Below are 12,025 nucleotides of genomic sequence, written 5' to 3' on the forward strand. Positions count from 1 at the left end.
GCTTACGCACACGCATGCACGGCGGGCCGGGACATGCGGCCCCGATCAGTGGCCGTGCTCGTCCCGTCCGCGCCAGCCCGCGACCGACAGCCCGAACTTGGCCACCAGCCGGTCGGTGAACGGCGCCCGGTGCAACCGGGCCAGCCGAACCGGCGTATCGGCACGAGTGATCTCGACTCGTGCCCCTGCGGGCAATTCGACCATACGCCGTCCGTCGCACCAGAGCACGCCCGGTGCCGTCCCCGGGACCACCTCCAGAGCCACCGTGGCCTGGGGTCCCACCACCATGGGCCGGGCGAACAGGGCGTGCGCGCTGATCGGCACGACCAGCAGCGCGTCCACGTCCGGCCACACCACCGGGCCGCCCGCGGAGAAAGCGTGCGCGGTGGAACCCGTGGGGGTGGCGCACACCACCCCGTCGCAGGCCCACCGCGACAGTGGACGCCCGTCCACCTCCAGGACGGTCTCCAGGATGCGGCGTGCCTCGCCCTTCTCCAGGGTCGCGTCGTTGAGCGCCCAGGTCCGCACGGGCGGGGCCGCGTCGCAGCGGCCCCCGTTGAAGACCGCCACGTCCAGGGTCATGCGCTCCTCGACGTCGTAGTCGCGGTTGACGACGCTGCGCACGGTCGCGCCGAGATCCTCGCGCTCGGCCTCGGCGAGGAAACCGACGTGACCCAGGTTCACCCCCAGCAGGGGCACCCCGGCCGGACGCGCCGTCTCGGCCGCCCGCAACAGGGTGCCGTCGCCGCCGAGCACCATGACCAGTTCGGCGCCGTCGGCGGCATCGCCCGGCGCGACGACCTCGATCGGTGAGAGCACGCAGCCCTCAGCCGCCAGTTCCTCGGTCTCGTTCTTGAGCATGCGCACGGTCAGACCGGCGCGGCTGAGGCTCTCGTGAACCAGCTGTGCGCTGCGTACCGCCGCGGGCCGACCGGTGTGGGCCAGCAGGAGAACACTGCGTCCGCTGGTCATCGCCGTCCCCTTACGTTCACTCCCCGGTGGGGGGTCTGAGTGCTGACCGGAGACGTTCGGCGCCCCGGCCGGGTCACGTTATCGGACTCATGAGACACGGTGCCACGATCGCTAACGCGGTCCCTCCTCCACGGCCCTGGTCAGTGCGGCCGGGTCCAGGGGCGGTGCGCCCGCGCGCATCCACAGAAAGTACTCGACGTTGCCAGAGGGACCGGGCAACGGGCTGGCGGTGACACCGACGGCGCCCAGGCCCAGGGTGAGGGCGTGGGCGGCAACGCCGGAGACCGCCTCGGCGCGCAGCTCGGGCTCGCGGACCACTCCCCCGGCGCCGACCCGGCTCTTGCCGACCTCGAACTGGGGTTTGACCATGAGCACGAAGTCGGCGTCCGGGGCGACGCAGTCCCTGATCGGCTCCAGCACCAGCCGCAGCGAGATGAACGACAGATCACCCACGACGAGGTCGGGCCGCGGCTCGCCGATCCGCTCGGGTGTGAGCTCGCGGACGTTGACACGCTCCATCACACGCACCCGGTCGTTGCTGCGCAGCGCCCAGGCGAGCTGGCCGTAGCCAACGTCGACGGTGGTGACGTGGGCGGCCCCCCGGCGCAGTAGCACGTCGGTGAACCCGCCGGTGGAGGCCCCGGCGTCCAGGGCGCGCCGACCGGTGGTGTCGAGGGCGAAGGCGTCCAGGGCACCGACGAGCTTGTGCGCGCCCCGAGAGACGTAGGGCGGTTCGTCGGAGGGCGGGCGGACCACGATGGGCTGGTCCTGGCCCACCTGGGTCGCGGCCTTGGAAGCCACGATCCCCGCGACCTTGACGAACCCGCCCTCGATGATCTCGGCGGCGTGTCCACGGGAGCGTGCGTGCCCGCGGCGGACGAGTTCCGCGTCGAGCCGGGTGCGTTTTGCCATGGTCACCAAGGTTACCGGGGTTGCCCGGAGCTCTTCGCGTCCTGGGCGAGCGCACCGAGCACTCCGGACAACTCCTGGTGCAGGGTGTCGAAGACCGCGACATGCTCGGCGGTGGGCACCGAGTCCAGCGCCTCCAGCCGTTCCCTGGTGCTGCGCAGGGTCTGCTCGGCCAGTGCCTCGGCCTGCTCCTTGGGGTCCATGGCTCTCCCGGGTGTTCGCGCTGCTCGAATTCTACTTCTTCGTCGCGCCCTTGCCCTTGGTGGTGCGCTTGGCGTTGGAGCGCGTTCGGGCGTTCTTGGCGGGGCTCTTGACGGCGGTGTGGGACCTGTTCTTGGCGGTCGTCCCCGTCGCCGCGCCCTCAGGCCCGGTACCGCTGTCGGTACCGCCCTTCTGGTCGGTGTCGTCCACCTCGTCGGCGGCCTCGGGCTCCGTGGAGGAGACCGACGAGGTGTCCTGGCCGTGAGGACCCCCGTCGCCGACGGCCTCCTCGGTGCCAGTCGCCTCCTCGGACCCGTCCTCGGCCTCGGCCGGTTCAGCGGCCCCAGCAGCCTCAGCGGCCCCGTCCACCCTGGCGGAGCCGTCGGCCGGAGCGCCGGCGGATGCCGGGCGCACCGAGGAGGAGTCTCCGGCGGTGGTGACCAGGGCGCGCTCGACCGCGTGGCGTGCGGCCAGACGGCGTTCGAGTTCGGCGACCCTGCGCACCAGCCGCTCGTGCTCGGCACGTGGGACGACGTCCATGCGCTCCAGCTGGCGCTCCACCTCGGAACGGACCAGGTCGGTGATGGCGGTCCGGTTGGACTGGCTGGTCTCGAGGAGCTCACCAGCCAGGGTCTGGATGCTCTGTCCCACACGCGGCGGGAGACCCTCGTTCTCCCCCGCCGCGGGGGCGGCCGGACCGTTGGCCCTCAACAGGGCCTTGGCGGCGGCGACGGCCTGCTTTCGCGAGAGTTCGGTAAGGCCATTGGCGGCATCGAGATAGGTGCGTACCGCGTCGACGACCATGATTCACGTACTCCTTGATGAGACCGCGGAAGGTGGAAGGGGAGAGCTCGGGAAGGGGGACCACTACGCGCTGGGGGTCGTGGCCAACGCTACCGGGGCAAGACGGCCTCTGACACGCAAACTCCGGAGGTCGCCCCATTCGTCCCAATTGACACACCAGGATTCCGCTACCCGGCGGTTGGGGCATGATGGGCGCATGAGCAGCATCGACGCGTGCCTGGCTGGTATCGAGAAACTGAACCAACGCATCCTCGCCCAGCCCGAGGAGGAACGCCGCAAGCACATCCGTGAGCGTTCCCTCAGCCTGGTGGTCCCGGACCTGGCGGCCGTCTTCGACATGCGGCTCACCCTGGACGGCCTGGTCGATGTGACCCACCGCCCCGCGGAACAGCCCGCGCCCCGGTCCCAGGTGCGTATCACGGTGGACGGCGACGACCTGGTGGCACTGGCCGAGGACCGCTTGGACGCCGGCAAGGCCCTGCTCAGCCGCCGGGTGAGGGTGGAGGCCAGCGTCGGCGACCTACTGCGCATGCGGCGCCTTCTCTGATCCGGCCGTGCCGAGGTGACCAGCCCTTCCGGCCCCGAAGCCCGTTCGCGAGGTCGCCGAACCATTCGGTCCGGGTTCACGCGAGGCGGCCGGCGCCAGCCGACACCGCCGGGAACGGTACCTTGCTGGGATGCCACGCCAACCTCTCGAACTGGCCCCCTTCCGCGGTCTGCGCTACGCGAGCCCGGACGTGGACCGGTTCATCGACGGAGAGTTCGACCTCGCACGACTTCTGGCCCCGCCCTATGACATCCCCGACGTCCGGGAGGCGCGCGAACTACAGCGCTCCGACCCGCACAACGCGGCGAGAGTCACACTGCCCTTCGAACTGAGCAGGCACGGCCCCAAGGGCACGGAGGAGGCCGTGCCCCGCCGCTACCGCGCCGCCGCAGACCTGCTGCGCAGCTGGATCAGGAACGGTGTCCTCGCCCTGGACGGGGAACCGGCCCTGTACGTGTACGAGCAGGTCACGGCGGGCGGACGACGCCAGCGCGGACTGGTGGGCAACCTGCGCCTGCCAGAGGAGGGCACCGAGCCCGCCGTGCGCCCACACGAGGACGTGGCCGATCCTCCGGTGCGCGACCGGTTCAGCCTCATGGGCCTGGCACGGGCCAACCTCGAACCGATCTTCCTGGTCTACCGGGGCGGCGGCGGTGCCGCGTCGGCGGCCACCGAGGAGGTCTCACACACCCCGCTGGTGTCCGCGCGTACCCGTGACGGCGCCGAGCACCGGCTGTGGGCCGTCACCGATCCCACGAGGTTGCGGCGGATCGCCGACGACCTGGCGGACCGGTCGGCGCTGATCGCCGACGGGCACCACCGCTACGCCGCCTACCAGCGCCTGCACGAGCAGTACGGCGACCCCGGCTGGCGGTACGGGCTGGCCCTGCTGGTTGACAGCGACACCCACCCTCCCCGGCTGGGTGCCATCCACCGGGTGCTGCCCGGGCTGAGCACCGACGCCGCGGTCGAGGCCGCACGGACGGTGGCCGTGGTGGAGCGGGTCGCGGGGCCCTCCGAACAGACCCTGGCGGGCGTGGAGACACCCGCCCTGCTGCTGGTCTCGTCCGGAGGAGAGGCCCATCTGGTGCACGGCTTCGACGAGAACGTACTGGAGCGGGCCATGCCGGACCACTCCTCCGAGTGGCGCCACCTGTCGACCGCCGCTCTGCACGAGGTGCTGATGCCGCTGTGGGAGACGCCGGAGGAGCAGGTGCGGATGGTGCACGACGACCCGGACGAGGCGGTCGCGGCCGCCCGCGACGAGGAGGGCACCGCCGTCATCGTGCCCGCGCTGCGGGTGGAGCAGGTGTACGCGGTGGCCGACCGCGGGGAACCGACCCCTCGCAAGTCCACCTCGTTCGGCCCCAAACCGCGCACCGGGCTGGTCATGCGCGTTCTGGAGTGAGCCCAGGCGCCTGACCGGATATTCACTGGTCCGGGAGAGCGCCCTCCTGCGAGCATGACGGTCCGTTTTCCCTTCACCTGAGGAGTCCGCAGCGTGTCCGGCGAAGAGAAGCCCCTGGGATCCCCGCAGACCCGGGCGTCCCTGGCCCGCGATCTGACCACGCTGGGGGTCGCACCCGGCGACACCCTCCTCGTGCACTCCTCCCTCAGCTCGCTGGGCTGGGTGTGCGGCGGGGCACAGGCGCTCGTACAGGCGCTCATGGACGCCGTCGGTGTTGGGGGAACCCTCGCCGTGCCCACCCAAACCATGGAGAACACCGATCCCTCCGACTGGCGGAACCCCCCGGCACCCGAGGACTGGTGGCCGCTCATCCGCGCGCACACACCGGGCTTCGACCCGAGTGTGACGCCGAGCAGGCACATGGGCCGTGTCCCGGAGATGGTGCGCACCTGGCCGGGAGCGGTCCGCAGCCCCAACCCTCAGACCTCCTTCGCCGCCGTCGGCCCCCGAGCCCACGACCTCATGGACCACCACCCGGTCGTCTGCCGGCTGGGCGAAGCCTCCCCGCTCGCCGCGCTGGAGGGGGTCCGGGCGCGCGTCCTGCTGCTGGGAACGGGTTTTGACTCCTGCACCGCCTTCCATCTGGCCGAGTACCGGGCTCCCCGCCCTCGTGTTGAGGAGTGCGGATGCGCGGTCCTGACCCCGGACGGCGGCCGGGAATGGGTGACCTTCACCGACGTGTACCTGGACGAGGAGGACTTCGCACGGCTGGGCGCCGACTTCGAGGACACCGGGGCGGTGGTGTCGGGTCCGGTGGGCGAGGCCACCGCGCGACTGTTTCCCCTGCCGGAGGCGGTGGCGTTCGCGACCTCGTGGATGACCGTCAACCGGGACAGGTGACCCGACACCCGGACTCCGACGCGTCGTCTCACCGGCCGGCACCGCACACGGCAGCCACACGACCATGCGAGGCCGGCCACCGGAACGGCCCCGTGCCGGACGTGGCCGCCCCCGCTGGCCGTACCGGCGCCGACGCTCCGCGGCGCTGCGCACCGGGCCGGGGCGGGCGTCCCGGTGCGTCCGCGGGACCGCCTGTGCGACACAGCGCACACCCCAGCCCCAAACGGGCGGTCACGGCCGACCGGGCCCGGGCCATAGCCTGGGGAGCGACCACTCCCACCGCACGGAACGGGTTCTCCGACATGCCCCTGCTCGCCGCAGACCGTCCCCTGAACGAGATCCACGACGCGATGCTCCTGGACCTGGACGGGGTCGTCTACATCGGCCACAGGGCCGTCCCGGCGGCGCCGGAGGCGGTGGGCGAGGCACGGACCGCCGGGGCGCGGGTGGCGTTCGTGACCAACAACGCCGGACGAACCCCGGCGCGGATCGCCGAGCACCTCACCAGCCTGGGCGTGGCCGCCGTCCCCGAGGACGTGGTGACCTCCGCCGAGGCCGCCGCCCGTCTGGTCGCCGAACGCTGCCCCGCTGGTTCGGAGGTACTGGTGGTGGGTGACACCGCCCTGCGCCAGGCCGTGCGCAGGATGGGGCTGCGGCCCGTCTCGGTCGACACCGGGTCGGCGGTGGCCGTGGTCCAGGGCTACTCCCGGAACATGACCCGCGACCTGCTCGACCAGGGCACGCTCGCGGTCCGGCGCGGCGCGTTCTACGTGGCCAGCAACAACGACGCCACCGCGCCCGGGGAGTGGGGCATCACCCCGGGCAACGGGTCCTTCGTCCGGGTCATCGCCAACGCCACCGGGGTCGAGCCCGTCATCGCCGGGAAGCCGATGCGTCCGCTGCACGAGGAGGGCATCCTGCGTACCGGCGCGCGGAACCCGCTGATCGTGGGCGACCGGCTGGACACCGACATCGAGGGCGCGACCGTGCACGGCACGTCCGGGCTCCTGGTGCTGTCCGGGGTGGCCACCCCACTGGACCTGCTCGCCGCACCTGAGCACCAGCGCCCCCGCTACCTGGCGTGGGACCTGTCCGGGATGAACCACACCCACCCGGCAGTGGTCCGCGAGGGCGACCAGACCCGCTGCGAGGGATGGACGGTGACCGTCGACGGCGGCGCACCGCGGCTGGCGGGATCGGGCGACCGGTTGGACGGACTGCGCGCGCTGTGCACAGCGGTGTGGTCGGACGGGTCGGTGGACCCGTCCGGCGCCGCCGCACGCGAGTCGCTGTCCCGCCTGGGCTGGTGAACCCGCGTTCCGGGGCCTCACCGCCGGACCGCCGTGTCACTCCTGACCGCCCGCACCAGGGTCGCGGTCCGCGCCTCCACCTCGCAGACGCTGCGCACACCCTCGTGAGCGCGCCAGGTGCGCCGACGCAGTTCTCCGGTCATCTGGACCACGTCGCCCAGCCGCCAGGCGCGGATCCGTTCGTGTAGGTCGCCGTCGAAGCTCGTGCAGGTGATCGAGTCGACCCGGCGACCGCCGTAGCGGCTGTCGGACGAGCGGACCACGCAGATGCGCCACGTGGCCAGCCGGTCACCGCTGGGGAGGTCCCGGATGAAGGGCTGGGCGGTGATCCTCCCGGCCACGAGGATCTCGTTGCGGTGATCCGGCTCCCGCCCGGTCCGCGGGCCGGACGCGCCGGCGGTCGGTGGGTCGGCGGAGGAACGCCGCCCCGCGGACGGGGTCTGAGCCTGCTGTCGGGTCTGGGGGCGGGTGGCTGCCCGGATCGGGACGGCCGCGGACTCCTGCTGCATGTGTATGTCTTCCCTGAGCTGGAGAGCGAAGGAACGGGCACGACGCGGCGGGAGGCGCGGAGCCTGGCGGTACGGCCGTCCGCGAGCGGTGGGGGCGTTGTGCGCTGTCCTCAGGATCTCCCGAGGGAAGACGTGGGGAAAGGCCCCGTCGGAAAGCTGTGGACAACCGCTCCGGCGTTCTCCGGAAAAACCAGGCCGCCCCCGCCCCGACCTGTCATGACACCCTTGTCCTAGAGTCGGGTTCTCTCCGGCTCGGTCCTCACCGAGCCGCACGACGACCGAAGAACAGGGGTGCTTGCAGTGCACGACGACGTGGACGTAAGCGATCTGCCCGAGGGGATCATCCCGCTGGGCGACGACATCTTCGCCATCGACACGATGCTCGCCGGGCATCCGGGGATCGTGTCGAGCTACCTCATCCGCTCCGAACGGCCCTGCATCGTCGAGGTCGGCACCGCCGGTTCCGCTCGGGTCCTGCACGAGGCCGTCACCCGGCTGGGGATGGCGCCCGGGGACCTGGCCACCATCGTCGTCACGCACATCCATCTGGACCACGCGGGCGGTACCGGTGACATGGCCGCCCTGTTCCCCAACGCGGAGATCGTCGTGCACGAGCGCGGCGCCCGCCACCTGGCCGACCCGAGCCGGCTGATGCACAGCGCCGCCATGGTGTGGGGCGACCGGCTGGACACCCTGTTCGGGCGGATGAGTCCGACCGAGGGAGCCCGTATCCGCGCGGTGGCCGAAACCGGGGAGATCGACCTGGGCGGCGGGCGCAAGCTGGTGACGCACTACGCGCCCGGCCACGCCAAGCACCATATGGGCCTGGTCGACACCCTCACCGGCGACCTGTACGTCGGCGACGCACTGGGCGTGTACAAACCGCTCACCGGGGACCTCAGCCCGGCCACCCCGCCGCCGGACTTCGACATGGAGGCGTGCCTGAGTACATTGCGGCTGTTCGAGGACATCGGTGCCCAACGGCTCATGTTCTCCCACTTCGGCGCGGTCACGTCGGTCGACGAGACCATCGACCGGGCCGAGGCCGAGCTGCGGCTGTGGGTGGAGACGGTGCGCGAGTCCCACGGCGGCGCCGGGGACCTGGACCACGCCATCGCCATGGTCCGGGACAAGGTGATCTCGCGGTACAAGCCGATGCCGCCGGAGGTGTCACCGGAGACCACCGCGATCCTGGACACCCTCAGCGGCGCGGAGACCAATGTGTCCGGCATCGTGCACTGGCTGGACAGGCTTGCCCAGGAGCAGGCCGAGGCCGAACGCAAGGCGAAGGAGGAGCGCGCCTGATCTCCCGCTCTCCGGCGGAGGGGCTGAGCGCCCTGGGGGCGAAGGACCAGGCATCTGATCCCTCGCTCCCTCCGGTCGGGTGCGGCCCCTCCGAAGAGGAACCGGCCGGTCCGGGAGCCGGCACCCGGGCCCGCGAAAAACCGGGTGCGGCCGAGGCTCACCGCCTCTGGCCTCGCTTCATGACGATCGAGATCCTCCCCATGGAGCGGGACGACATCCCCCGGGTCTTCCCCCTCGTACGCAGCGCCTACCCCTGCCGTGCGTTGGCCGAGGACGCCATGGGCTGACGGTACGACCCTCCCCTCCCCGGGGCCCGGGAGACCAGCCTGCTGGCGGTGGACGACGAAACCGTGGCCGGCTTCCTGCTCTCGGTCCTGCGCGGGTACCGGGGGCGCGGGCTGGCGGGGTACGCCAAGACCATGGCGCTGCACCGGGCCAGGGAGCGGGGCCTCACCCACGCCTGCACGGGCAACCACGAGGGCAACGCGCCGATGCTGGCCATCAACGACCGGCTGGGCTACACCCTGGTCGGGGCCGAGAGCAGATACGGCAAGCACCCCGGGAGACGGCTCCGGCGGGATCCACGGTAGCGGGGGCCTTCCCGAGAACGCCCTAACACCCGGATCCGGGAACGGGCGGGGTTCCGGGCAGCCCCAGCTCCCGGAGCAGGTGGGCGTAGACGCCGTCCGCCCAGGAGAGCTCGTCATCGGAGGGCAAAGCGTCGAAGGCCCGCACCTCCACGGTCTCGAACTCCCCGGTGAGCGGGGCCAGGCCGGTCACATGCGCGTGGGTGACCACCGTGACGTGTCCGCCGGACAGGACGTAGTAGCCGACGGGTCTGATCTCCCCAAGGGAGGCACCGGCCTCCTCACGGGCTTCACGGCGCGCGGTGTCCTGGACGGTCTCCCCCGGTTCGGCGTGCCCGCCGGGGAACTCCCAGGCACGGCGCCGGTGGCGCACGAGCAGGGGGCGCTTACCCGCGTAGGTCAAACACACCACCGAGTCGTGGGTGTGGGGCAGAACCCCCAGGTGCACGACGGCACCGCCGAGCGGCGTCCGGCCGCTCGGCGGTGCCGTGTCACCCGTGTCGTGGAAGGGGCTCAGTCCCGGTTCCCGCGATCGCGATAGTCGGAGCCGCGTTCACCGTGGTCGCGTTCACGGCCATGGTCCCGGTGGTCCCGCTCCCGGTAGGCGTCTCCGCGTTCACCGTGGTTGCGCTCCCGGTGTCCGCTGTCATGCGCACCCGCGTCACGGCCGCCACGCGAAGGCCCTCCGGCCTGTGCCTCCTCCGGGAGCTCCTGCTCCTCGACGTCGGTCCAGACGATGCCGTCCTCGGCGTCGTAGTCGACCAGCTCCATGCCCTCCATCGCGGCAAGACGTTCGTCCGCGTCGGTGACACCGTCGCTGTCCACGGCCGAGGCGCGTGAGAAGTACTCGCGTGCGTCGTCCTCGCGGCCCAGCTCGTCCATGACGTCGGCGTAGGCGTAGAAGAGGCGGGCGATCCACGGGCGGGCACGCCGCTCCTTGAGTTCGGGCACCCGGAGCTCGGCCAGGGCCGCCTTGGTGTCACCCATGTCCCGGCGGGCGCCGGAGGCGACGATGCGCAGCTCGATGCGGTCGGCCACGTCCAGGTCCTTGGCCGCCGGGTCGTTGGTGATCTCCAGCGCCCGCTCGGGACGGCCCAGACCGCGCTCACAGTCGGCCATGATCGCGAGGAAGTTGTCGCGGCCACTCATCCGGCGCGCGGCACGCAGGTCGGACAAGGCCTCCTGCCACTTGCCCACGGTGTAGGCGGCGACCCCGGAGGCCTCCCGCACGCCGGGAACGCGCGACGCCTTACGGCGGGCGTAGACGGCATGGGCGTAGGCCCGCTCAGGGTCCTCGTCCAAGAGCATGCCGGCGGCGACGATGTGTTTGCCGATCAGCTCAGCCAGCGACTTGGGCAACGAGCTGAGGTCACGCCTGGTCTCCTTGTCCAGCTGGGCGTAGTCGGCCTCCTCCGGAAGCTGGGGTGCGACGTCCGCCGGGTCGCGCTCCTCACGCGGGCCGCGCCGGTCGTCCCCACCGCGGAAGCCGCCGCCACGACGGTCATTCCGTCCCTGGGAGGCACCACCGCGACGGTCGTCACGGCGGTTCCTGTCATCACGCCCCCGGTTGTCACGGCCACCACCGCCGCGGCGTTCGCCGCGTCCCTGGTAGCCGCCGCGGTCATCCCGGCGATAACCTCCGCGCCGGTCGCCGCTCCCTCTGTTGTCTCTGTCTCCCGAACCGCTGTAGCCGGACCGGGCGCGGGGTCCGTCACCGCGTCCCCGACCACTAGGCCCACCGGAGCGGTAACCGCCACGCTCGTTGGCTCCGGAGTCCTCGCGGTCTCCCGATCGGCTGTCCTCAGTCATCCAACCCGTCCGTCAACACTCAAAAGCGCTGCCACCTTGATGAGTGGCAGCGCGTTACAGTTCTCGTGTCCTCCAGCTTACGACATGGCGTCGCTGCTCACCGCCAAAGCACGGGTGCCCAACGTCCTACTCCCAGGTGGTGGCGCTCCACCCCAGGAGGTTGGTGAAGCGCACAGCGGCGTCCCGCCCCAAGGGGCAAAGCGTGCAGGGAACCCCGGCCGTGTGCCCGTAGAGCCCACAGCAGCGCTTCGCTCCAGAGGGTTGGGGAGAGCGCGCAGGAGACCCTAGCCAGGCACCCGTAGGACTGACCGTGGCGGCTCGCCGTAGGGGGTGGGGGGAGTGGGGTTTTCTGGCGCGGTCCGGTCACCACCGGGGGGAGTGGGAGCGACCGAGGGCGGGTTCGCCTGGCGGACTCGACTGAGGGAGGCCCCGGCCCCGGAGGGCACAGGAGTTGTAGAAGCCTGGCGTCCGCTCAGATGCCCGCCCGCCAGGCTCCAGGGGCAGCGCTCCCGGGAACGTGTCCCACACCCTCTGGAGCCGGGGGTACACGAATGTCGGGCGCCGACCACCGGGAAGCCCCACCAAAACCCCATACGGCGGGCCGCCACGGTCAGCCCTACGGGCGCCTGGCTGAGGTCCGCCGGAGGCCCTACCAAAACCCCTGCGGCGAGGCCGACAACAAGCCTTTCACAAACGCGCAAGCCCAGACACAAAAAAGGAGGAGAAGAACCCCGAAAGAGCCCTTCCCCTCCTTAAGAAAAACC

General features: G+C 71.6%; 12 protein-coding genes and 1 pseudogene. 6 read left to right on the forward strand and 7 right to left on the reverse strand.

All coding sequences use genetic code 11. The annotated features are described in order from the left end of the window. Positions 1-45: 45 nt before the first annotated feature. The 4 genes from AC0T5L_RS20965 to AC0T5L_RS20980 all read right to left on the reverse strand — a co-directional run bounded on the left by AC0T5L_RS20965 (position 46) and on the right by AC0T5L_RS20980 (position 2,886). Complete coding sequence (locus AC0T5L_RS20965; RefSeq protein ID WP_476167161.1) at positions 46-972, reverse strand: NAD kinase; 927 nt, start codon at positions 970-972, stop codon at positions 46-48. 111 nt (positions 973-1,083) lie between these two features. Then, entirely contained in the window at positions 1,084-1,884 is an 801-nt protein-coding gene (locus AC0T5L_RS20970) for a TlyA family RNA methyltransferase (protein WP_476167162.1), read from the reverse strand. 11 nt (positions 1,885-1,895) lie between these two features. Continuing rightward, on the reverse strand, positions 1,896-2,084 hold the full coding sequence (locus tag AC0T5L_RS20975; protein ID WP_476167163.1) for a hypothetical protein: 189 nt from the start codon (positions 2,082-2,084) through the stop codon (positions 1,896-1,898). A 31-nt stretch (positions 2,085-2,115) separates the two neighbouring features. After that, the gene (locus tag AC0T5L_RS20980) at positions 2,116-2,886 is read right to left on the reverse strand and encodes an accessory factor UbiK family protein (protein WP_476167164.1); all 771 of its coding nucleotides are present in this window, start codon (positions 2,884-2,886) and stop codon (positions 2,116-2,118) included. 196 nt (positions 2,887-3,082) lie between these two features. Between AC0T5L_RS20980 and AC0T5L_RS20985 the strand changes: the two genes are divergently transcribed. The 4 genes from AC0T5L_RS20985 to AC0T5L_RS21000 all read left to right on the forward strand — a co-directional run bounded on the left by AC0T5L_RS20985 (position 3,083) and on the right by AC0T5L_RS21000 (position 7,051). Beyond that, positions 3,083-3,433, forward strand: coding sequence for an SCP2 sterol-binding domain-containing protein (locus AC0T5L_RS20985; RefSeq protein WP_476167165.1), 351 nt, complete (start codon positions 3,083-3,085; stop codon positions 3,431-3,433). 130 nt (positions 3,434-3,563) lie between these two features. Further along, entirely contained in the window at positions 3,564-4,841 is a 1,278-nt protein-coding gene (locus tag AC0T5L_RS20990; RefSeq protein WP_476167166.1) for a DUF1015 domain-containing protein, read from the forward strand. A 93-nt stretch (positions 4,842-4,934) separates the two neighbouring features. Then, positions 4,935-5,741, forward strand: a complete 807-nt coding sequence (locus tag AC0T5L_RS20995; RefSeq protein ID WP_476167167.1) for an AAC(3) family N-acetyltransferase — start codon at positions 4,935-4,937, stop codon at positions 5,739-5,741. Positions 5,742-6,043: 302 nt separating this feature from the next. Further along, positions 6,044-7,051, forward strand: coding sequence for an HAD-IIA family hydrolase (locus AC0T5L_RS21000; RefSeq protein ID WP_476167177.1), 1,008 nt, complete (start codon positions 6,044-6,046; stop codon positions 7,049-7,051). A gap of 17 nt (positions 7,052-7,068) precedes the next feature. Here the strand turns inward: AC0T5L_RS21000 and AC0T5L_RS21005 are convergent, their stop codons facing one another. Continuing rightward, on the reverse strand, positions 7,069-7,560 hold the full coding sequence (locus tag AC0T5L_RS21005) for a single-stranded DNA-binding protein (RefSeq protein ID WP_476167168.1): 492 nt from the start codon (positions 7,558-7,560) through the stop codon (positions 7,069-7,071). A 300-nt stretch (positions 7,561-7,860) separates the two neighbouring features. On the opposite strand from AC0T5L_RS21005, the gene AC0T5L_RS21010 reads away from it, so the two are divergent. Next, a complete protein-coding gene (locus AC0T5L_RS21010) occupies positions 7,861-8,865 on the forward strand; it encodes an MBL fold metallo-hydrolase (protein ID WP_476167178.1) in 1,005 nt (334 codons plus the stop codon). Positions 8,866-9,239: 374 nt separating this feature from the next. Next, a pseudogene (locus AC0T5L_RS21015) lies at positions 9,240-9,455 on the forward strand (GNAT family N-acetyltransferase); the annotation flags it as partial. A gap of 22 nt (positions 9,456-9,477) precedes the next feature. Here AC0T5L_RS21015 and AC0T5L_RS21020 read toward each other — a convergent pair. Beyond that, the gene (locus AC0T5L_RS21020) at positions 9,478-9,900 is read right to left on the reverse strand and encodes an NUDIX hydrolase (protein ID WP_476167169.1); all 423 of its coding nucleotides are present in this window, start codon (positions 9,898-9,900) and stop codon (positions 9,478-9,480) included. Between the two features lie 65 nt (positions 9,901-9,965). Next, on the reverse strand, positions 9,966-11,261 hold the full coding sequence (locus tag AC0T5L_RS21025) for a tetratricopeptide repeat protein (protein ID WP_476167170.1): 1,296 nt from the start codon (positions 11,259-11,261) through the stop codon (positions 9,966-9,968). Positions 11,262-12,025 lie beyond the last annotated feature (764 nt).

The organism is Nocardiopsis sp. TRM 82005 (assembly GCF_056312425.1).